Genomic DNA, 21,790 nt, shown 5'->3' on the forward strand with positions numbered 1-21,790 from the left:
CGGGCCGGGGGCATGGGTGCCCCCGAGGACTATCGCGCTGATCACGGGTACAAGGCTATCTCGCCGGACCCCCAGGTCGTCATTCACTGCATCTGTACAAAACCCGGGGTAAAACCTGGACACTCTGGCCAGCGACTCGGCCGCCGCGGCGTGCGGGGGTCGTTATCCGGCCAGCTCACGGGCGGTGGCGACGGCCTCGGCGAGGCTGTCGACCACGGGCACGCCCGCCGACTCCAGACTGGCCCGGCTGTGCGAGCCGCCCGTGTACAGGACCGCGCGTGCGCCCACGTGGGCGGCGGCCAGCGCATCGTCCACGGCGTCGCCGACGAGGACCGTACGGGAAGCCGTCACACCGGCCGCCTCCAGGGCGGCCATATGGCGTACGAGGTGGCCCGCCTTGGAGGTGTGGGAGGGCCCGGTGCGGCCGTCGACCCGGAGGAAGTGCACGTCGATGCCGTGTTCGCGGACCAGGGGCACCAGCTTGTCGTGGGGCGCGAGGGACAGCAGGGACTGCGTGTACCCGTCCGCCTCCCAGCCCCGCAGCAGCTCCCGCGCGCCCTCGGCGAGAGCGGAGTCCACGGCGGCCGCCCAGTAGTGCCGGTGGAAGGCCTCGTCCATGACGGCCCACTCCGCCTCGGTGGGCAGCCGGCCCATCAGCCGCTCGTAGAACTTCGGCACGGGGACGACGTACAGCTCGCGGTACCGCTCCAGGGTGATCGGCGCGAAACCGAGCTCGGCGAAGGAGGCGTTGGTAGCGATCATGACGGCGTCGATGTCGTGCAGCAGGGTCCCGTTCCAGTCCCACACGATGTGGGCCGTACCACCACTCACCGGAACCTCCGCCGCCATTCCACCCATCACACCCAACTCACCCACCGGGTCCACCCCACTCACCGGGTCCACCCCACTCACCGGGTCCACCCCGCTCACGCCCCTCAGCCCGCTCAGCCCAGCAGCCCGGGGATCTCCTGCACCCCGAACCACAGCAACTCGTGGTCCTCGGCGCCGTCGACGGTGAACCGCGCGTCGTCGTCCCCGGCGTCCGCGGCGGCCAGCGCCCCGGCGGCGGCGGTCACGTCCGCCTCGGCGTCCTCGGCGTCCACGTGCACGGCGGCGGCCACGGCCAGCCGCACGGCGGCGGCGAGCGTCACCTGCCCGAGGGTGGCCTCGTCCACGCCCGGGGTCGCGACGGCGGCCTTGTCCGCCACGTCGACGGCGACCACGACCCGCTTGCGCGGGGCGGCGGCGTCCTCGGCCAGCATCCGCAGGGAGGCGGCGGCGGCCCGGCCCAGGGCCGCGTACTCCAGCTCCTCGATGTCGTCGGAGACGTACCACTCCCGCAGGCCGGGGGTCACCGCGTACGCGCGGAGCGGGGCGGGCCCCAGCTCGCCCGCCTTGTGCGCCTCGGCGAGCCCGGGGAGGGTCAGGGGGACGTACACGCGCATGGCCGGCTGCTTTCGGTAGTCGGAAAACCCCCTCAGGATACGACCGCACCGGGCGGACTCCCCCAGACCCTGGGCCCCCGGATCTCCACGGCGGCACACCGCCACCGCCGATCGGCCCCCTGCTCCAGCCGGAAGGCCATCGCGGAGACCCGCTCCCCGGTCGCGATCCGCGCGAAGGCCTCGATCACCCCCGGCCCCGGATGGAACCGCCCGCAGTGCCGCAGCACGGGCCTCAGCCGCTCCCGCAGCGGCCCGGTGGGCGCGAGCTCGACCAGCTGGTCGTACGCCTCCCCGACGGTCAGCCCGAGCAACGAATGCACGGGCCGCTGCCCGCTCACCACGGCCAGGATCCGCTGCGCGAACCACTCATGCGGCCCCATCCACCGCCCACCCCGAGGCCCCCCGACCCCCCGCTGCTGCGGAACCCCGCCCGACCGGGCCCCGACCCCCGGCCCCCCGCGCCCGCCCTGCTGCGGCACGATCAGGCCGGCCCGCCCGCCCGGCGGCAGCCCAGCCCCGCCCGACGGCGGCGGCGCACCCCCGGCCGGCGGCGGCCCGCCTGCGGGTCGGACCCCGCCCGCCGGCCGGGCCGGCCCGGCGCCCGGCCGCCGCTGATCCCGCCGCCCGGCGGGCCGGGTCCGGTTCGACGCCCCCGGCCTGCTGCGGCTGCCTCCGCCGCCGATGGTGCCGCGCGTGGTGGTGTCCATGCCGTTCCCCCGATCAGACCGGGCCTGGCCCCCGCGGTACCAGGCGGTAACTTGACCCGGCCTTTCTACGGACCCCCGAACACGCTCCGCAACCACCCCGCCCGGCCCCCGAAGCTCCCGCCGAGGTTCACCTATCCGAGTGCCGCCCCCTCTCCCCCAGGCCCCGAAAACGCCTCACGAAGGCCCTACGTGGACGCCCGGACCCCGCCCCGCCAGCCCCCGATAGGGGACGCCCCACTCACCCTCCCGGCCCCCCAGCCCCTGCCCCAGCAACCCCCGGGACCCTTCACTCTCCGCACACGAAGACCCGGCACAGGGGAGGGCGGGGTCCCGGCCCCGCCCCGCCTCCCCCCACCCCCGCCCGGCGTCGGTACCGGCGCTGGGGCCGCCGCACTGTGCCGCCCCCGCCCGGCGGGCGCCCCGCGCGGCGGGTGGGCAGCCACCGGGCCGCCCCCGGCACCTCGCGGGGGCGAATACCCCGCAAACCAAAGGGGCCGGACACCCCAAGGTGTCCGGCCCCGGCCCGCGTGCGGGGCGTGGGCTACTTCTTGCGGCGGCGGCCGCCCGTCGTCTTCTGGGCCTTGCGGCGCTCCGCGCGGGTCAGGCCGTCTCCGCCGTTGGCGTCGTCGAAGTCGCCCTCGACCACGCCGCCCTCGCCGTCCACCGTCGGGGCGGAGAAGTGCAGGCGGTCCGGGCGCTGCGGGGTGTCCAGGCCCTTGGCGCGGATCTCCGGGCGCGCCGACGGCACCGGCTCCTTGGCCAGCGACGGGGCCGCCTCGGCCTGCACCGGGACCTCCTCGACCTGCTGCTCGACCTGGACCTCCAGGTTGAACAGGTAGCCGACGGACTCCTCCTTGATGCCCTCCATCATGGCGTTGAACATGTCGAAGCCCTCGCGCTGGTACTCGACCAGCGGGTCCTTCTGGGCCATCGCGCGCAGGCCGATGCCCTCCTGGAGGTAGTCCATCTCGTAGAGGTGCTCGCGCCACTTGCGGTCCAGCACCGACAGGACCACGCGGCGCTCCAGCTCGCGCATGACGTCGGCGCCCAGGGCCGCCTCGCGCGCCTCGTACTGCTCGTGGATGTCGTCCTTGACCGACTCGGCGATGAACTCGGCGGTGATGCCCGCGCGGTCGCCGGCGGCCTCCTCCAGCTCCTCCACCGTCACCTTGATCGGGTAGAGCTGCTTGAAGGCGCCCCACAGCCGGTCCAGGTCCCACTCCTCGGCGAAGCCCTCGACCGTCTCGGCGGCGATGTACGCGTCGATGGTGTCGTCCATGAAGAAGCGCACCTGCTCGTGCAGGTCCTCGCCCTCCAGGACGCGGCGGCGCTCGCCGTAGATGACCTCGCGCTGGCTGTTGAGGACCTCGTCGTACTTCAGGACGTTCTTACGGGTCTCGAAGTTCTGGGTCTCGACCTGCGACTGGGCCGACGCGATCGCGCGCGTGACCATCTTGTTCTCGATCGGGACGTCGTCCGGCACGTTGGCCATGGCCATGACGCGCTCGACCATCTGGGCTTTGAACAGGCGCATCAGGTCGTCGCCCAGCGACAGGTAGAAGCGGGACTCGCCCGGGTCGCCCTGACGGCCGGAGCGGCCGCGCAGCTGGTTGTCGATGCGGCGCGACTCGTGCCGCTCGGTGCCCAGCACGTACAGCCCGCCGAGCTCCTTGACCTCCTCGAACTCCGCCTTCACGGCCGCCTCGGCCCGCTTGAGCGCCTCGGGGAGGGCGTGCGCCCACTCCTCGATGTGCTCCTCCGGGTCGAGGCCGCGCTGGCGCAGCTCCGCCTCGGCGAGGTCGTCCGGGTTGCCGCCGAGCTTGATGTCGGTACCGCGGCCGGCCATGTTCGTGGCGACGGTGACGGCGCCTCGGCGGCCGGCCTGGGCGACGATCGCGGCCTCGCGCTCGTGCTGCTTGGCGTTGAGGACCTCGTGCGGGATGCCGCGCTTGGAGAGCTGCTGCGAGAGGTACTCGGACTTCTCGACGGAGGTCGTGCCGACGAGGATCGGCTGGCCCTTCTCGTGCTTCTCCGCGATGTCGTCGACTACGGCGGCGAACTTGGCGACCTCGGTGCGGTAGATCAGGTCGGCCTGGTCCTTGCGCTGCATGGCGCGGTTCGTCGGGATCGGGACGACGCCGAGCTTGTAGATCTGGTGGAACTCGGCGGCCTCGGTCATGGCCGTACCGGTCATACCGGACAGCTTGGTGTAGAGGCGGAAGAAGTTCTGGAGGGTGATCGTGGCGAGGGTCTGGTTCTCGTCCTTGATGTCCACCCCTTCCTTCGCCTCGATCGCCTGGTGCATGCCCTCGTTGTAGCGGCGGCCGGCGAGGATACGGCCGGTGTGCTCGTCGACGATCATGACCTCGCCGTCGATGACGACGTAGTCCTTGTCCTTCTTGAACAGTTCCTTCGCCTTGATGGCGTTGTTCAGGTAGCCGACGAGCGGGGTGTTGACCGATTCGTAGAGGTTGTCGATGCCGAGCCAGTCCTCGACCTTGGCGACGCCCGCCTCGTGGATGCCGACGGTGCGCTTCTTCTCGTCGACCTCGTAGTCGCCGGTCTCCTCGATGCCCTTGAGCGGGTTGCCCGCCTCGCCCTTGGTCAGGCGGGTGACCAGCTTGGCGAAGTCGGCGTACCACTTCGTCGCCTGGTCGGCCGGGCCGGAGATGATCAGCGGGGTACGGGCCTCGTCGACGAGGATGGAGTCGACCTCGTCGACCACGGCGAAGTTGTGGCCGCGCTGGACCAGCTCGTCCTTCGACCAGGCCATGTTGTCGCGCAGGTAGTCGAAGCCGAACTCGTTGTTCGTGCCGTACGTGATGTCGCAGGCGTACTGCTCGCGGCGCTGGGCGGGCGACATGTTCGCCAGGATGCAGCCGACCTCCAGGCCGAGGAACTTGTGCACCCGGCCCATCAGCTCGGAGTCGCGCTCGGCGAGGTAGTCGTTGACCGTGATCAGGTGGACGCCCAGGCCCGACAGGGCGTTCAGGTACGCGGGCAGCGTGCCGACGAGGGTCTTGCCCTCACCGGTCTTCATCTCGGCGACGTACCCGAGGTGCAGCGCGGCGCCGCCCATGATCTGGACGTCGTAGTGCCGCTGGCCCAGGACGCGCTTCGCGGCCTCGCGGACGGTCGCGAAGGCCTCGGGGAGCAGGTCGTCGAGGCTCTCGCCGTCCTGGTAGCGCTGCTTGTACTCGTCCGTGAGGGCCCGCAACTCGGCGTCGGAGAGGTTGACGAAGTCCTCTTCGATGGAGTTGACCTGGTCCGCGATGCGGTGCAGTTTGCGCAGGATCTTGCCTTCGCCTGCACGCATGAGCTTGGTGAGGACGGACACTGAGGCTGGTCTCCTTGCCGGTCGGGCCTGGGCACTTTACGTAGCCGGGCACGGCAGGTGGGCCCCACCGCAACGGCCATCGTAAGCGAGGACGTGGTCGCGTCGGGAGGTCCGCCGTGTCCGCAGGGCACGGGCGCCCGGAATGAGAACGTACGGGGGCCCCGTTGGGTGCCGGTGCGGAGGAAAACCCCTCGCCCGGGTTACCCGGGGCGGCCACAATCCGGTCATGGAGCCCCGCACCCTGTCCACGCCCCGGCTGTCCCTGCGCCCCTTCGCCCCCTCAGACGCGCAGGAGGTGTACGCCGCCTGCCAGGACCCCGAGATCCAGCGCTGGACCCTCGTCCCCTCCCCCTACGAGCGGGAGGACGCCGAGTACTGGGTGAACGAGTTCTCCCCCGCCGCCTGGCGCGAGGACCGCGCGTACACCTTCGCGGTGCGGCTCGGGGAGGACGGCCCGCTGGTCGCCTCCGTAGGGGTGCACGTGCGCGGCCCCGGCGCGTACGAGATCGGCTACTGGACGGCGAAGGAGCACCGGGGCCGCGGCTACATGGCCGAGGCCGTCGGGGGTGTCGCGCGCTGGCTGTTCACGGAGGTCGGCGCCGGCCGCCTGGAATGGCGTGCCGCCGTCGGCAACACCCCCTCCCGCGCCGTCGCCGAGAAGGCGGGCTTCCGCATCGAGGGCACCCTGCGGGCCGCCCTCGACGTACGCGGCACCCTGCGCGACTGCTGGATCGGCGGCCTGCTCCCCTCGGACCTCGCCCTGCCCTCCCGACAGCCGTACCTCCCCGCCGAATGAACCCCCCTCACCCCTGACCCGCACCTCCGAGCCCTTGCCCTACGGGACCCGGCCGGACGGGGTCTCCGCTGTCAGTGGCGGGGCCTAGGGTGCGGCCATGACGACCGCGACCGCACCCCAGCCGACCGTCTCCCTCTCCGCCGACGAGGCCCGCCGCATCGCGCTGCGGGCGCAGGGCTTCCTCGGCGCGCCCGACCGGAGGGCGGGGGTGCGCGGGGTGCTGCGGCACCTGGGCGCCGTGCAGCTGGACACCATCTCGGTCCTGGCCCGGTCGCACGAGCTGATCCCCTACGCCCGGCTCGGCGCGGTCGGCCGGGACGCCGTGGAGCGGGCCTACTGGTCCGGCGGCCACGCCTTCGAGTACTGGTCGCACGCGGCGTGCATCCTGCCCATCGAGGAGTGGCCGCACTTCGCCTTCCGCCGCCGCGCCCGCCGGGCCCGCGGCCACCGCTGGCACGTCCTGCGGGACAAGGAGCGCTCGACGGCCGCCGTCCTGGACCGGCTGCGCGCCGACGGCCCGCTGACCTCCTCCGAGCTGGGCGGCGCCAAGAACGGCGGGGAGTGGTTCGAGTGGTCCGAGACCAAGATCGCGGTGGAGTGGCTGCTCGACACCGGCGAGGTGGTGTGCACGGAGCGGCGCGGTTGGAAGCGGGTCTACGACCTCGCCGAGCGGGCCGTCCCCGACGCCCTGTTCCACGACGACCTCGAAGACCGCGAGTGCCTGCGCCGCCTGGTGGAGCTGGCCGGCCGGTCCCTGGGGGTGGGTACCCGCGCCGACATCGCCGACTACCACCGCCTCAAGGGCGAGGAGTTCGACGCGGTGGTCGCGGACTCCGGCCTGGTCCCGGTGACGGTGGAGGGCTGGGGCAAGCCGGCCTGGGCGCACCCGGCGGCGCTGGAGTCCGAGCCGCGCGGCCGGCACCGCACCACCCTGCTGTCCCCGTTCGACTCCCTCGTCTGGGACCGCCCCCGCACCGAGCGGATCTTCGACTTCACGCACCGGCTGGAGGCGTACGTCCCCAAGCCGAAGCGGATACACGGGTACTTCGCGATGCCGCTGCTGGCCGGCGGGCGGCTCCAGGGCCGGGTCGACCCGGGCCGCGAGGGACGCACGCTGGTGGCCCGGCAGCTGTCCCTGACCACCCCGAAGGCGGCCGGGGCGATGGCACTCGCGCTGCGCGAGGCGGCGGAGTGGGTCGGCTGCGACGCGGTCCGCGTGGAGCGGGCGCGGGACGCGGCCGAGGCGGCCGCGGTGACGGCCGAACTGGCCCGGCTCGCCTGACCCGGGCTCCCGAACCGAGCCGGGGCTACCGCCCGGCGCGCGCAGCGCCGCGGGACAGGGGCGCCCCGCGCCCCCGGCACCCCGCCAGGGGCCCGGGGAACTGCGCCACCAGCCACCGGCGGCCCGCAGCCGAAGGAACCCGCAGCCCGCGGAGCGGCCCGCTCAGCGGATCTCGAGGATCTTCTCGCGCATCGCGTACACGACGGCCTCCATCCGCGAGTGCAGCTGGAGCTTCTCCAGGATGTTGCGGACGTGGTTCTTCACCGTGTTCTCGGAGATGAACAGCTGCTTGGCGATGTCCCGGTTGTTCATACCGGTCGCCACCAGCTTCAGCACCTCCAGCTCCCGGTCGGTCAGCCGGGGCGCCGGCACCAGCCGGCGCTCGTCGGTGCGCTGGATCATCGACTTGAACTCGGTCAGCAGCTTCGACGCCATCGACGGGCTGATCTGCGACTGCCCGTCCGCGACGGCGCGGATCGCGGTGGCGACCTCGTCCGTGGAGATCTCCTTGAGCAGGTAGCCCGTCGCGCCCGCCTTGATCGCGTCGTAGAGGTCGGCCTCCTCGTCGCTGATCGTCAGCATGATGATCTTCGCGGAGGGGGCGACCTCCTTGATCGAGGTGCAGGCCTCGATCCCGCCGCGCCGCGGCATCCGCACGTCCATCAGCACGATGTCCGGAAGCAGGTCGGCGGCCTTGTCCACGGCCTCCGCCCCGTCCCCGGCCTCACCCACGACCTGGATGTCCTCCTCCTGCGCGAGGACGATCTCCAGCCCGCGCCGGAAGAGGGCGTGGTCGTCGACCACCAGGACCCGGATGGGCTCCCCGGCCTCCGCCGGGTCGACCGCCTCCACCGCCTCCGCCGCCGCGCGACAGCCGGCTCCGTCGTCACCGCGCACCGGCCCGAAGCTGTCCGCCATCGTTCCTCCCCCTGCATGTACCGAGCTGCTGGGCCAACCCGGCGGGGGCGGCCGCCGGTTGACTGCCCGCCATGATTCCATGCCCGCACCGTCACACGGGGGTCTGGCGGAATCCCTTTGGCTCATACGAGTCATACAGGTGCCCCTGCGGAAACACGCGGCTTCCGCAGGGGCAACGGATCGATGATCAGCCTCCGAGTGCTCCGCCGGCACCGCCGACGGCCGACTCCTCCGAGCTGGACGCCCCGTCGGGGTCCACGTGGATGACGCCGTAGTCGTAGGCGTGGCGCCGGTAGACGACGCTCGGCATCTTGGTCTCGGAGTCGACGAACAGATAGAAGTCGTGGCCGACCAGTTCCATTTCGTAGAGGGCCTGGTCGAGCGACATGGGCCGGGCCGGGTGGGTCTTCTCGCGGACGATCAGCGGGCCTTCGCCCTGTACTTCGAGGGATCCGATCCGGGTGGTCGGAATTCCGTCCTCGATCTCCTCGCCGACCGGCTGGCCGTTGCCGTTGAGCGTCGCGACGCCCGGCACGCTGTCGGCGACCTCGGCCGCCGAGAGCCGTCCGGTGCCGCGGCGGGTGAACCGCTTGTCGTGCTGCTTGCGCAGCCGGGCCTCCAGCTTGTCCTGAGCCAGGTCGAGGGCTGCGTACGGGTCGCCGGCGGCGGCCTCGGCGCGGATCACCGGGCCCCGCGAATGCAGGGTGATCTCGACACGGTCGGAACGGTCGGCCTGGCGCGGGTTGTGCTCCTTGGACACCTCGACGTCCAAGCTGATCACCTTGGCGTCGAGCTTCTGGATCCGCTCGGGATTCAGCTTCTCGGCCACGTGCTTGCGGAACCGCTCGGGCACCTCGGTCTTGCGGCCCTTGACGACGATGTCCACGCAGAACTCCGTTCCCGGAGACCTTCACCACGAGCGGCGAAGCGTCTCCCTTTCGCACCAGGCTCCGGTGAACACCGGAGCCTCGGACTTGGCGACTTTCACCTCCTCCTCCCCCATCGGCAAGATCTACACCCCACCGACTTCGGAGTAGAGAGACACCCTCTGACACGAAGATTCCAAAACGGGCGGACCGGCGCTCCGATACCAGGGGCCCAAGGATCGCCAGTTCCTCACAACCGAACATATCTCTCCATGCCGGTTGTCGGCACCCGCTACCGGAACCTACCTCCGTTCAAGGGGGTGGTCCCTCTTACTACCTGCAACGATGCGCATTCCCCAGCAGTTCCAAATCTATTCACAAGATTTTTGCTCTGTACGAGTCGTCCACCGGCGCTCTAGCATCAGGGCCCGGGCGAACGATCCGGACGGCGCCGCCACGACGGCCGCCGCGTCCGCCCGCAGCCCCGCCGCGCGCAGCGCCCGGGCCGCCTCCTCGAGCGTGGCTCCGGTCGTCACCACGTCGTCCACCAGCACGATCCGAGCCCCCGCCGCCATCCGCATCCCGCCCGGGCGCACCTCCAGGGCCCCGGCCAGGTTCTCCCGCCGCTGCCGGGCCCCCAGCCCGGCCTGGTCGGCGACCCGCCGCCGCAGCCGCAGCACGGGCGCCACGCGCGCGGGCTCTCCGGCCCGCCGCAGCCGCCGCGACGCGGCCAGCGCGATCCGGCGCGCCGGGTCGTGCCCGCGCGCCCGCACGGTCCGCCGCGCGGACGGCACCGGGACCAGCACCAGCTCCCCTCCCTCTCCCCCTCCTCCCCCGCCCCCTTCGCCGGCCCGGCTGCCGGCGGCCGCGACCGCCGCCGCCAGGGCGGCACCCAGCGGGCCGGCCAGGGGCAGGGCCCCGCGCTCCTTGTGGGCCAGCACGACCGCCCGTACCGGCCCCTCGTACCCGGCCGCCGCGCACACCGGCGGCAGCACCGGCCGCACACCCCCCACCGCCGGGCGCACCGGCCCCGCGCCCGCGCCGTCCAGGGCCACCCGGCAGGCCCCGCACAGCAGCGACCGAGCGGCCCCGCAGCCCGCGCAGGCGGCGGGCAGCACCAGCCCGGCCAGCTCCTGCCACCACCCCCGCACGAGTCCCACCCTGCCCGGTGCCCGGGCAGGGTGCGACCCCTGTGGAAAACCGCCTCAGCCCGGGTAGACCGGCGCCCGGCCGCCCGCCGCCGCGGTACGCCACTGCGCGCCCGGCGGCAGCCACACGATGCCGTCCTCGGAGGAGGAGGCCACCACGGGCTTCGACTCGTCCTCGGAGGCCGCGATCCCGCTCAGCCCCGTCGCCCCGGGCAGGCTCGCCGCCACCATCGACCCGTCGGCCAGCATGTAGCGGGCCTGGTCGACGCCGCCGCTCTCCCGGCCCACCACCAGCAGCCGGCCCCGCGGCGCCCAGCTCATCGCCGTCACCTCGGCCATCTGCGGGGCGGCCGGGCGCAGCTCGCGCACCGACACCTTCGCGGGGTCCGCCTTGCCCTCGGGCCGCTCGATCCGCCCGATGTAGAGGTTCTTGCGGCCGCCGTCCCGTTCGACGAGCAGGGCGATGCGCACCCCGTCGGAGGAGGTCTTCAGCCCGCTGACCCGCATCCCGTCCAGCCCGGCGACGTCCACCTTCTGCGGGGTGCCGGTCCCGCCGGGCACCCGCCACAGGCCCTGGGTCTGCGGGTCCTGGTCGGCGATCCACAGGTCGCCCTGGGCGTCCCAGCTGGGCGCGGTGAACTTGCCGGTCCGGCTGCTGAGCAGCGGCTGCGGCATGGCCCCGGCGGTGGTCAGCGTGACCACGTACAGCCCGTGCCCGTCCTCGGAGACGACCGCGGCCCGCTTCTCGTCGTACGTCACGGCGGCCGAGCCCACCTTGAACCCGGCGGCGGTGGCCAGCGGCCCGGGGGCCGGCTCGGGCTTGTCCTGCTGCTGCTCGTCGGCGCCCGGGTTGAGGACCATCCGGACCAGCCGGCCGTCCTTGTCCACGTAGTACTGGTGCTGCGGCGGTATCGGCCGGTTCGCGATGCCCGCCGCGGTGGAGCCGGTGACCCAGCACAGCGAGGACCTGCCGTCGGAGTGCAGCAGTTCCACCCGGTCCAGCCGGGAGGTCGTCAGGTCCCGGACGGTGTAGAGGAGTTGGGTGGCCATCTTCTGGCACTGCGGCTGGGCGACGTTCTCGGCGGCCTCGTTGAGCGGCACGCGCAGGGTGTTCTGGCCGTCGTAGGCGAGGGACTTGGTGCCCTCGCGCAGTCCGGCGCCGGTCGGGAACGCGGTGGAGGCCACGGGGCCGAGCCACTTGGAGGGGCCGGCGAGCAGCGACTGCACGGTGAGGGTGGTGGGGTCCATCCGCGAGTCCGGGTCGCTGCGCTGGCGCACGTACACCGGGTCGGCGACCAGCGTGTTGCCCGCGAAGTAGTACTTGTTGACGGGCTTGTAGATCCGCTGGAAGTCGGACTCGCCGAGCACCAGGCTGCTGGGCGGGGTGGCGATCCGCCACTGCCCCTTGACCTGGACCAGCTGGAGGTACTCCTCGTAGCGGCTGCCGGCGGTCTCCGGCTGGTAGGCGCTGCGCTCGTCGACGGTGGCGAGCTTCTTGCCGGTGATCTTCCAGCGGGGCCCGTCGGGGTCCTTCTCGCCCTGCACGGGCACGCGGTCGAGGCCGGAGGAGAGCACGGTGACGGCCGAGGAGGGCTTCCAGCTCTTGGCGGCGTCCTCGGTGAGGTACTTGCGGGCGGTGGCCAGCTGCGGGTCGTCGCCGGTCATGGCCTCCAGGAAGCCGTCGACGATCTCGGCCGGGCTGGCCTTGTCGGCCGGGGGCACCCCGAAGACGCGGACCTGGGAGTCGACGCCCTGCGAGGCCTCCACCCGGCGGATCTCGCCGCGGTCGGGCATGGAGGCGCAGCCGGCGAGGAGCAGTCCGACGGCCCCCAGGGCCAGGGACGCGCGGGCGGCCCTCAGCGGCGCTTGCGGGGCCGTCGGGGCCTTCGGGGCCCGTGGGGCCGGCCGGGCCCGCCCGCCGCGCTCAGCGTGCTCCACCGGTTCCATCCTCCTGTGCTGGGCCCTGGTCGGCGGGCCGGGCCACGACGCGGGCGCCGTTGCCGGGCAGTGCCGTCGGGTCGGCGGGCACCGGCAGGGCGGTGGTGACCGCCGGCCGGGGCGGTATCGGGTCGCGGTCGGCCCGCTCGGCGCGTGCGTCGGGGCGGCTGCCGGGGCCCGCGGCGGCGGTGCGCCCGGCGGCCTCGGCCGCGGCCCTGGCCCGGTTGGACCGGGAGTCCTCGGGCTCCAGCGGGATCGGCGATCCGCGCAGCGGCTCGTCGGCGGTACGGGGCAGGGTGAGGCGGAACTGGGAGCCGCCGCCGGGCTCGCCCCAGGCCTGGAGCCAGCCGCCGTGCAGCCGTGCGTCCTCGACGGCGATGGACAGGCCCAGGCCCGTACCGCCGGTGGTGCGGGCGCGGGCGGGGTCGGCCCGCCAGAAGCGGTTGAAGACGCGGGTGGCCTCGCCGGGCTTGAGGCCGACGCCGTAGTCGCGGACGGCGACGGCGACGGCCCCGCCGGCCGAGGCCAGGCGGACCACGACGTCGCGGCCCTCTCCGTGCTCGACGGCGTTGACGACGAGGTTGCGCAGCACCCGTTCGACGCGCCGGGCGTCGGCCTCGGCGATGACGGGCTGGGTGTCGCCGAGGACCCGGATCCGGGTGCCCTTGTGCTCGGCGAGGGGCTCGGCGCCGTCGATGACGCGGCGCACGACGTCGCGCAGGTCGATGGGCTCGGCCTGGAGGTCGGCGGCGCCGGCGTCGAAGCGGCTGATCTCCAGCAGGTCGGCGAGGAGGGACTCGAACCGGTCGAGCTGCCCGGCGAGGAGCTCCGCCGAGCGCGCCGTGATCGGGTCGAAGTCGACCCGGGCGTCGTGGATGACGTCGGCGGCCATGCGGACGGTCGTCAGCGGGGTGCGCAGCTCGTGCGAGACGTCGGAGACGAACCGCCGCTGCATCCGGGACAGCTCCTCCAGCTGCTGGATCTTGTTCTGGAGGTTCTGGGCCATCTTGTTGAAGGCCTCGCCCAGGCGGGCGATGTCGTCCTCGCCGGTGACCTTCATCCGCTCCTGGAGCCGCCCGGCCGACAGCCGCTCGGCGATCCCGGCGGCCATCCGGACGGGCGTCACGACCTGCCGCACCACGAGCCAGGCGATCGCGCCGAGCAGGACGACCACGAACACGCCCGCGGTGGCGATCGTGACCTTGATGAGGTTGAGGGACTCCTCCTCCTGCGTGAGCGGGAAGAGGTAGTACAGGTCGTACGGGTCGCCGTTGATGTCGGTGAGCCGCTTGCCGACGACCAGCGCGGGCTCCGGCTGTTTGCCGGTCCCGGCGGTGTAGCGGATCTGCGAGAACGTCTTGAACGTGCCGGTGTTGTGGTTGACGGCCTTGCGCAGGTCCAGCGGGACGCTCGCGGTCGGGTCGACGTTCCCGGAGGCACGGGCGCCCTTGACGCCCTGGCTCGTGGGGGCCTGCTCGGCGGTGCCGGCGCCGAGCGCGGCCACCTCGAAGGCGGTCTGGCCGCCGCTGGCGAGCTGCTTGACGAGCGAGTTCATCCAGGTGCTGGCGTCGCGGCCGACCTTGTTGTCGGCGGCGTCGGCCGCGTCCGAGGCGGACGGGGTGTTGGCCTTCTCCTGTGCGACCGCGAACCCGCCGGCGGCCTGGCTCTGCGCGGCCTCCTCCTTGGCGTCGAGGAGGCCCTTGCTGACCTGCGCGATGACGACGAACCCCAGCGCGAGGACCACGGCCAGCGACATCAGCAGGGTCGCCGCGACCACCCGGAGCTGGATGTTGCGCCGCCAGATGCGGACAGCCGGGAGCAGCGGCCGGCGCACGAGGCGTACGCACAGCCGCAGCAGGGGGCCGCCGGGCGCTCCGTCGGCGATGTGACGGAGCTGCCCGCCGCCCCGCAGGGCCCCCCGGCGGGAGCCGCCCCGGGCCTTGCCGGGCTGCACGTCAGCTGGGTCCGGCCTTGTAGCCGACACCGCGCACCGTCACGACGATCTCGGGGCGCTCGGGGTCCTTCTCGACCTTGGAGCGCAGCCGCTGCACGTGCACGTTGACCAGGCGGGTGTCGGCCGCGTGCCGGTAGCCCCAGACCTGCTCCAGGAGCACCTCACGGGTGAAGACCTGCCAGGGCTTGCGCGCGAGGGCGACCAGCAGGTCGAACTCGAGCGGGGTCAGGGCGATGGAGGTGCCCTCACGCTTGACCGAGTGCCCAGCCACGTCGATGACCAGGTCACCGATGGCGAGCTGCTCGGGCGCCGGCTCCTCCGAGCGGCGCAGGCGCGCCCGGATACGGGCGACCAGCTCCTTGGGCTTGAACGGCTTGACGATGTAGTCGTCGGCACCGGACTCCAGGCCCACCACCACGTCCACCGTGTCGCTCTTGGCGGTAAGCATGACAATCGGCACGCCCGACTCGGCGCGGATCAGCCTGCACACCTCTATGCCGTCCCGTCCGGGCAGCATGAGATCAAGCAGCACCAGGTCCGGCTTGGCCTCCCGGAAGGCAGCCAGTGCCTTGTCGCCGTCCGCTACGAACGACGGCTCAAAACCTTCTCCACGCAGCACAATGCCGAGCATCTCGGCCAGCGCGGTGTCGTCGTCGACGACAAGGACGCGTCCCTTCATGGTTGACATCATCCCATTAGCTAATCGTTACCTGGCGGTGAGCTGTCCCACAGCCAAAAGGGCTGGAAATCGCCCCTCGGACCTGCGTGGTGATCAGGACGACCAGTCTGCCCCGGATCCGCGCGACAATCGAAGGGAACAGCGGACCGGGATCCGAGGGGGACGGCCGGTCGCTCCCGGGCCTCCCCATGGCACGATGACAGCCGACCAGCGCGCCCGCCGCGGCAGGTGCACGTGAAGGAGCGACGATGAACGACTCGCCGGGCTGGACCGCGCCCGGATCCCCGTCCGACGGCCAGGGCCCCGACGCCGCTCAGCAGCCGCCCACGGGAGACTCCGCCCCGTCCAAGTGGTCCGCCGAGCAGCCGCCGCCCGGCCAATGGAGCAGCCCGACCGCCGGCCAGACCCCGCCGCAGCAGCCCGGCCGGGGCGCCGGCTGGGGCTCCTACCCGTCCCCGCCCGGCCAGCCCGGACAGCCCGGACAGCAGAAGCCCGCCGCCCCGTACGCCTACGGGAACCCCGGCGGCGGCTGGGGCGGCCCGCCGCCCGCTGCCAAGCCCGGCGTGATCCCGCTGCGCCCCCTCGCCCTCGGCGAGATACTGGACGGCGCCGTCGCCACCCTGCGCGGCCACTGGCGTTCCGTGCTCTCCGTCAGCCTCGTCATCGCCGCCCTGTCGCAGATCGCCCTCCTCGCCGTCCAGCGCCTCACCATGGACAGCATCACGGCCCCCGACACCAGCTCCTCCGCCGACCCGGCGGAGACCCTGCGCGCCCTGGGCGACGCCGGACCCCTCTACGGCTTCGAGTACTACCTCGAGATCCTCGGGCTGGTCCTGCTCACCGCCCTGCTGGCCCCCGTCGTCAGCCGCGCCGTCCTCGGCCAGGCCTCCACCCTCGGCGGCACCCTCCAGGCCGTACGCCCCCTGGCCCCGCGCATGCTCGCCCTCACCGGCCTGCTCCTCCTCGGCTCCCTCGCCGCCGGCGTGCTCCCGGTCCTGCCCGGCATCCTCCTCGGCAGCGCCTCCCTGACCGTCCTCGGCATGCTCGGCTCGTTCGTGCTCCTGGCCTGGTTCTACGTGACCTTCGCGCTGGCCCCGCCGGCCCTGATGCTGGAACGCGGCACGCCCGTCGCCGCCCTCAAGCGCTCCGCCAAGCTGGTCAAGGGCTTCTGGTGGCGGGTCTTCGGCATCAGCCTGCTCACCTGGATCATGCGGACCATCACCTCCACCGTGATCGTCATGCCCTTCGCCGGCATCGCCGCGGTCCTGGCCCCCGGCGGCCTCGACAGCTTCCTCGACGGCTCCGCCGCCCGCGACTGGACCGTCCTGATCATCACCGGCATCGGCGCCGTCGTCGGCGCCACCGTCACCGCCCCGATGCAGACCGGCGTCACCACCCTCCTCTACATCGACCAGCGCATCCGCCGCGAGGCGCTCGACCTGGAGCTCGCCCGCGCCGCCGGCGTCGAGGGCTACGGCAGCACCGGCACCACGACCCCCACCGGAGGCTGACGCGCCGCATGAGCACGGGGGGACTCATCACCATCACCGGCGGCGACACACCGCCGCTCACCACCGGACGCGAGGCCGCCCGCGAGGCGGCCGAACGCGAGCTGGCCAAGCCCGTCTACCACCAGGACGACCCGGGGCTCCTCCAGCGCGCCCTGGACCGCTTCTGGGAGTGGCTGGGCGACTTCTTCGACCGCGCCTCCGGAGCCACCCCCGGAGGCGGCCTCGGCCTGTTCGTCATCGTCCTGCTGGTGGTCCTGGCCGTCGCCGCCCTGTGGTGGCGCCTGGGCACCCCCCGCCGCGCCGCCCGCAGCGCCGCCGCCCTCTTCGACGAGGGCCCCCGCAGCGCCGCCGACCACCGCGCGGCCGCCGAAGCCCACGCCGCCGCCGGCCGCTGGAACGAAGCCGTCCAGGAACGCATGCGGGCCGTCGTCCGCTCCCTGGAGGAACGCACCCTCCTCGACCCCCGCCCCGGCCGCACCGCCGACGAGGCCGCCGCCGAAGCCGCCCGCTCCCTCCCGGCCCACGCCCAGGACCTCCGCGCCGCGGCCCGCACCTTCGACGACGTCACCTACGGCGGCCGCACCGCCGACCCCGACACCTACGCCCGCCTGCGCACCCTCGACCTCACCCTGGACCACACGAAGCCGATCCTGACGGAACCCGCCCCATGACCGGCCCCCAGCCCACGCCCCCCGACGACACCACCCCGCCCGCGGCCCCGAGCACCCCGGCCCGCCACCCCGCCACCGGCTCCCAACCCGCCGCAGGCCCCGCCACGCCCGGCCCCTCCCCCACGCCCACCCCGGCAGGGGAACCCACCGCCACCGAACCCCGGCCCAGCGGCACCACCCCCCGGCCCCCCGCAGGCGCCCCAACGCCCAGCACCTCCCCCACGCCCACCCCGGCCGGGGAACCCGGCACCACCACCCCACCGCCCGGCCAGGGCAACGGCAAGGCCCGGGCCGCCACCTCCCGCGCCCTCACCCCCGCCCAGCTCTGGGCCAGGGCCCGCGGGCTGCTCCTCGCCCTCGCGGTACTCCTCGCCGCCGCCGTCACCCTCGCCGGACTCCAGGCCGGCGACCACCACGGCCGCCTCGACCCCCGCTCCGCCGACCGCGACGGCAGCCGCGCCCTCGCCCGGCTCCTCGAAGAACGCGGCGTCACCACCCGCGTCGTCACCAGCGCCGAGGAAGCCGCCGCCGCGGCCGGCCCCCGCACCACCCTCCTCGTCACCGACCCCGACCTCCTCGGCGCCCCCCAGCGCAGCGCCATCCGCTCCGCCACCGACCTCTCCGGCGGCCGCACCCTCCTCGTCGCCCCCACCACCGCCTCCCTCCCCGAACTGGCCCCCGCCGCCCACACCGAGGGCTTCGCCCGCCGGCACGACCTGGACCCCGGCTGCCCCCTGCCCAGCGCCACCACCGCCGGCCGCGCCGGCACCGGCGACGGCCTGCGCTACAGCACCGACCTCCCCGGAGCCACCGGCTGCTACCCCAGCGACGGCCATCCCACCCTCCTGGTCCTGCCCGGCACCACCCGGGGCGGCGACACCGTCCTCCTCGGCTCCGACCGCCTCCTGCTCAACCGCCACCTCGCCGAGGAGGGCAACGCCTCCCTCGCCCTCCAACTCCTCGGCTCCCGCCCCGAACTCGTCTGGTACCTGCCGACCCTCGCCGACATGCCCGCCCAGGGCCCCGCCCAGGACAAGAGCCTCCTCGACCTCGTCCCCTCCGGCTGGTACTGGGCACTGCTCCAGCTGTTCGCGGCCGCCGCGCTCGCCGCCCTGTGGCGGGCCCGCCGCCTCGGCCCCCTCGTCACCGAGGACCTGCCCGTCGCCATCCGCGCCGCCGAGACCACCGAGGGCCGCGCCCGCCTCTACCGCAAGGCCGCCGCCCGCGACCGCGCCGCCGACGTGCTGCGCGGCGCCGCCCGCGAACGCCTCGCCGCCCTGGTCGGCGTACCGCCCGCACGCGCCCACGACCCGGCGGCCCTGACCGCCGCCGTCTCCGCCCGCCTGCCCGAGCCGCCCGCCACCGGCACCGGCACCGGCACCGGCACCGGACGCGACGTCACCACCCTGCTCTTCGGCCCCACTCCCGCCGACGACGCGGCACTCGTCGCGCTCGCCGACCACCTCGACTCCCTCGAAAGAGAGGTCCGCACCTCATGACGGCCACCACGGACAGCGCCCGCTCCTCCCTGGAAGCGCTCCGCACCGAGATCGGAAAGGCCGTGGTCGGCCAGGACTCCGCCGTCACCGGCCTCGTCGTCGCCCTCCTGTGCCGCGGCCACGTCCTCCTCGAAGGCGTCCCCGGCGTCGCCAAGACCCTCCTGGTCCGCGCCCTCGCCGCCTCCCTCGAACTCGACACCAAGCGCGTCCAGTTCACCCCCGACCTGATGCCCAGTGACGTGACGGGCTCTCTGGTCTACGACGCCCGCACCGCCGCGTTCTCCTTCCAGGACGGGCCCGTCTTCACCAACCTCCTCCTCGCTGACGAGATCAACCGCACGCCCCCCAAGACCCAGTCCTCCCTCCTGGAGGCCATGGAGGAGCGCCAGGTCACCGTCGACGGCACCCCCCGCAAGCTCCCCGAGCCCTTCCTCGTCGCCGCGACCATGAACCCCGTCGAGTACGAGGGCACCTACCCGCTCCCCGAAGCCCAGCTCGACCGCTTCCTCCTCAAGCTCAACGTGCCCCTCCCGTCCCGCGAGGACGAGATCGGCGTCCTGACCCGGCACGCCGCCGGCTTCAACCCCCGCGACCTCCACGCCGCCGGCATCCGCCCGGTCGCCGGCGCGAAGGAACTCGAAGCCGCCCGCGAGGCCGTCACCCACGTCACCGTCTCCCCCGAGATCACCGGCTACGTCGTCGACATCTGCCGCGCCACCCGCGAATCGCCCTCCCTCACCCTCGGCGTCTCCCCGCGCGGCGCAACCGCCCTGCTGGCCACCTCCCGCGCCTGGGCCTGGCTCACCGGACGCGACTACGTCACCCCCGACGACGTGAAGGCCCTGGCCCTGCCGACCCTGCGCCACCGCGTCCAGCTCCGCCCGGAAGCCGAGATGGAAGGCGTCACCGCCGACTCCGTCATCTCGGCGATCCTCACCCACGTCCCCGTCCCCCGCTGATGGCCCTCACCGGACGCGCCGCCCTCCTGGCGGCCCTCGGCAGCCTCCCCGTCGGCCTCCTCGAACCGAGCTGGACGGGCCTCCTCGCCGTCAACGGCACCCTCGGCCTGGCCTGCGCCCTCGACTACGCCCTCGCCGCCCCCGTCCGCACCCTGCGCCTGACCCGCTCCGGCGACACCTCCGCCCGCCTCGGCGAGACCGCCGACGTGCACCTGACCCTCACCAACCCCGCCGCCCGACCCCTGCGCGCCCGCGTCCGCGACGCCTGGCCGCCCAGCAGCTGGCAGCCCGGCACCGAAACCGCCGCCTCCCGCCACGAGGTCACCGTCCCCGCCGGGGAACGCCGCCGCCTCACCACCCGCCTGCGCCCCACCCGCCGCGGCGACCGCCGCGCCGACCGCGTCACCATCCGCTCCTACGGACCGCTCGGCCTCGTCGCCCGCCAGGGCTCCCACACCGTCCCCTGGACGGTCCGGGTCCTGCCGCCGTTCACCAGCCGCAAGCACCTCCCGTCCCGCCTCGCGCGCCTGCGCGAACTGGACGGCCGCACCAGCGTCCTGACACGCGGGGAGGGTACCGAGTTCGACAGCCTCCGCGACTACGTCCCCGGCGACGACACCCGCTCCATCGACTGGCGGGCCACCGCCCGCCGGCACGGCGTGGCCGTCCGCACCTGGCGCCCGGAACGCGACCGGCACATCCTGATCTGCCTCGACACCGGCCGCACCTCCGCCGGCCGCGTCGGCGACGCCCCCCGCCTGGACTCCGCCATGGACGCGGCCCTCCTCCTCGCCGCCCTCGCCACCCGCGCCGGCGACCGCGTGGACCTCCTGGCCCACGACCGCCGCACCCGCGCCCTGGTCCAGGGCCGCGCGGCCGCGGACGTCCTCCCGGCGTTCGTGAACACCATGGCCGGCCTCGAACCGCACCTGGTCGAGACGGACTCCCGCGCCCTGGTCTCCACCATCCTCCGCAGCGCCCCGCGCCGCTCCCTGGTGGTCCTCCTGACGAGCCTGGACGCGGCCCCGGTGGAAGAGGGCCTGCTCCCGCTCCTCCCCCGCCTCACCCAGCGCCACACGGTGGTCCTGGCCTCGGTGGCCGACCCGCACATCGCGTCGATGGCCGCCTCCCGCGGCTCGGCGGACGCCGTCTACGAGGCCGCCGCCGCCACCCAGACCCAGACCCAACGCCGCCGCACCGCGGACCAGCTCTCCCGCCACGGCGTCCACGTAGTAGACGCCACCCCGGACACCCTGGCCCCCGCCCTGGCGGACACCTACCTGGCACTGAAGGCGGCGGGCCGGCTCTAGGGGTTGTCCGACTGGATACGCTGACATGGCACCCACCAGGAGGTCACATGGCCGACTTCACCCCCGAGCAGCTGCGCCGCATGCACGACTTCGCGGAGCAGCTCGCGGAGCTGGCCGAGCACCAGGAAGACCGGTGGAAGGTTCAGACCACCGACGGTCAGATCTTCCTCACGATGATGAGCCCGACCGCTCCGCACGGGCTCAACGTGATGCGGTTGCGCCGCCAGGTCGAGGCCCAGACACCCGACGTCGCGGCCCTCAGCGACACCAACATGGCCGATCCCCTGACCGGTCTGACCAAAATCCCCGATCTCTTGGTCATGGCGGACGAGGACACCGATGACACGGCCAAGGCCGTCAACTCACGCGACGTGCTGATGGTGGTGGAAGTCGTCTCCCGCACGAATTCCCTCACCGACATCCGCGACAAGCTGCACGACTACCCGAGGATGGGGGTACCGCTGTATGTCGTGGTGGACCCCCGCAAGGACAAGAAGACCGTGATGGTCCACAGCGATCCTTCGGAAGGACCAGACGGCTTCCGCTACCGCAAGAAGGTCCCCTACGCCTTCGGCGACACGGTCACGGCCGGCCGGTGGACGCTCGACACCGGCAGCTTGAAGAGCTACCCCGCCGACTGGTGAACCCAAGGCGGCCAGGCTCCGCCCTGCCCGTAAACGCAGAAAAGCCCCGCACCATGACTGGTGCGGGGCTTTCCCACAATGATTGTTCGGCGGCGTCCTACTCTCCCACAGGGTCCCCCCTGCAGT

18 protein-coding genes are annotated in these 21,790 nt (G+C 73.5%); 8 read left to right on the forward strand and 10 right to left on the reverse strand.

Going from position 1 to position 21,790, the window contains the following annotated elements; all coding sequences use genetic code 11:
* Nucleotides 1–162 precede the first annotated feature (162 nt).
* The 4 genes from ACFY0O_RS31065 to secA form a co-directional block, all read right to left on the reverse strand.
* Complete coding sequence (locus ACFY0O_RS31065; RefSeq protein WP_388952793.1) at nucleotides 163–831, reverse strand: HAD family hydrolase; 669 nt, start codon at nucleotides 829–831, stop codon at nucleotides 163–165.
* 113 nt (nucleotides 832–944) lie between these two features.
* A complete protein-coding gene (locus ACFY0O_RS31070; protein WP_388952794.1) occupies nucleotides 945–1,445 on the reverse strand; it encodes a DUF6912 family protein in 501 nt (166 codons plus the stop codon).
* A gap of 32 nt (nucleotides 1,446–1,477) precedes the next feature.
* The gene (locus tag ACFY0O_RS31075) at nucleotides 1,478–1,825 is read right to left on the reverse strand and encodes an Rv3235 family protein (RefSeq protein WP_358898107.1); all 348 of its coding nucleotides are present in this window, start codon (nucleotides 1,823–1,825) and stop codon (nucleotides 1,478–1,480) included.
* A gap of 868 nt (nucleotides 1,826–2,693) precedes the next feature.
* Nucleotides 2,694–5,489, reverse strand: coding sequence for a preprotein translocase subunit SecA (gene secA / locus ACFY0O_RS31080; protein WP_388952796.1), 2,796 nt, complete (start codon nucleotides 5,487–5,489; stop codon nucleotides 2,694–2,696).
* 226 nt (nucleotides 5,490–5,715) lie between these two features.
* Between secA and ACFY0O_RS31085 the strand changes: the two genes are divergently transcribed.
* A complete protein-coding gene (locus ACFY0O_RS31085) occupies nucleotides 5,716–6,285 on the forward strand; it encodes a GNAT family N-acetyltransferase (protein WP_388952798.1) in 570 nt (189 codons plus the stop codon).
* 97 nt (nucleotides 6,286–6,382) lie between these two features.
* Nucleotides 6,383–7,567: a winged helix-turn-helix domain-containing protein gene (locus tag ACFY0O_RS31090; protein ID WP_388952799.1), complete on the forward strand. Its 1,185-nt coding sequence runs from the start codon at nucleotides 6,383–6,385 to the stop codon at nucleotides 7,565–7,567.
* Nucleotides 7,568–7,729: 162 nt separating this feature from the next.
* Here the strand turns inward: ACFY0O_RS31090 and ACFY0O_RS31095 are convergent, their stop codons facing one another.
* The 6 genes from ACFY0O_RS31095 to mtrA form a co-directional block, all read right to left on the reverse strand.
* Nucleotides 7,730–8,485 carry a response regulator transcription factor gene (locus ACFY0O_RS31095; RefSeq protein WP_358898097.1) on the reverse strand — a complete coding sequence of 252 codons (756 nt, stop codon included), beginning with the start codon at nucleotides 8,483–8,485 and terminating at the stop codon, nucleotides 7,730–7,732.
* Nucleotides 8,486–8,672: 187 nt separating this feature from the next.
* Nucleotides 8,673–9,371: a ribosome hibernation-promoting factor, HPF/YfiA family gene (gene hpf, locus ACFY0O_RS31100; protein ID WP_388952803.1), complete on the reverse strand. Its 699-nt coding sequence runs from the start codon at nucleotides 9,369–9,371 to the stop codon at nucleotides 8,673–8,675.
* Nucleotides 9,372–9,722: 351 nt separating this feature from the next.
* Complete coding sequence (locus ACFY0O_RS31105) at nucleotides 9,723–10,502, reverse strand: ComF family protein (RefSeq protein WP_388952804.1); 780 nt, start codon at nucleotides 10,500–10,502, stop codon at nucleotides 9,723–9,725.
* 54 nt (nucleotides 10,503–10,556) lie between these two features.
* The gene (locus ACFY0O_RS31110; RefSeq protein ID WP_388952807.1) at nucleotides 10,557–12,437 is read right to left on the reverse strand and encodes an LpqB family beta-propeller domain-containing protein; all 1,881 of its coding nucleotides are present in this window, start codon (nucleotides 12,435–12,437) and stop codon (nucleotides 10,557–10,559) included.
* Nucleotides 12,424–14,391, reverse strand: coding sequence for an MtrAB system histidine kinase MtrB (gene mtrB / locus ACFY0O_RS31115; protein WP_388952809.1), 1,968 nt, complete (start codon nucleotides 14,389–14,391; stop codon nucleotides 12,424–12,426). Before mtrB ends, ACFY0O_RS31110 begins: the two co-directional genes overlap by 14 nt.
* Nucleotide 14,392: 1 nt before the next feature.
* Nucleotides 14,393–15,082, reverse strand: a complete 690-nt coding sequence (gene mtrA / locus ACFY0O_RS31120) for a two-component system response regulator MtrA (protein WP_187344141.1) — start codon at nucleotides 15,080–15,082, stop codon at nucleotides 14,393–14,395.
* 236 nt (nucleotides 15,083–15,318) lie between these two features.
* Between mtrA and ACFY0O_RS31125 the strand changes: the two genes are divergently transcribed.
* The 6 genes from ACFY0O_RS31125 to ACFY0O_RS31150 are packed head-to-tail and all read left to right on the forward strand — an operon-like array spanning nucleotide 15,319 to nucleotide 21,664.
* Nucleotides 15,319–16,581, forward strand: a complete 1,263-nt coding sequence (locus ACFY0O_RS31125; protein ID WP_388952811.1) for a hypothetical protein — start codon at nucleotides 15,319–15,321, stop codon at nucleotides 16,579–16,581.
* A gap of 8 nt (nucleotides 16,582–16,589) precedes the next feature.
* Nucleotides 16,590–17,252, forward strand: a complete 663-nt coding sequence (locus ACFY0O_RS31130) for a DUF4129 domain-containing protein (RefSeq protein ID WP_358898088.1) — start codon at nucleotides 16,590–16,592, stop codon at nucleotides 17,250–17,252.
* A complete protein-coding gene (locus ACFY0O_RS31135; RefSeq protein ID WP_388952814.1) occupies nucleotides 17,249–18,751 on the forward strand; it encodes a DUF4350 domain-containing protein in 1,503 nt (500 codons plus the stop codon). Before ACFY0O_RS31130 ends, ACFY0O_RS31135 begins: the two co-directional genes overlap by 4 nt.
* A complete protein-coding gene (locus ACFY0O_RS31140; RefSeq protein ID WP_358898086.1) occupies nucleotides 18,748–19,710 on the forward strand; it encodes a MoxR family ATPase in 963 nt (320 codons plus the stop codon). Before ACFY0O_RS31135 ends, ACFY0O_RS31140 begins: the two co-directional genes overlap by 4 nt.
* Complete coding sequence (locus tag ACFY0O_RS31145) at nucleotides 19,710–21,020, forward strand: DUF58 domain-containing protein (protein WP_388952817.1); 1,311 nt, start codon at nucleotides 19,710–19,712, stop codon at nucleotides 21,018–21,020. The genes ACFY0O_RS31140 and ACFY0O_RS31145 overlap by 1 nt, the downstream gene beginning before the upstream one ends.
* A gap of 47 nt (nucleotides 21,021–21,067) precedes the next feature.
* Nucleotides 21,068–21,664 (forward strand): Uma2 family endonuclease, encoded by a 597-nt coding sequence (locus ACFY0O_RS31150; protein WP_388952819.1) that lies wholly within the window; start codon nucleotides 21,068–21,070, stop codon nucleotides 21,662–21,664.
* Nucleotides 21,665–21,790 lie beyond the last annotated feature (126 nt).

It is taken from the genome of Streptomyces sp. NPDC001594 (assembly GCF_042893675.1).
Lineage (GTDB): Bacteria > Actinomycetota > Actinomycetes > Streptomycetales > Streptomycetaceae > Streptomyces.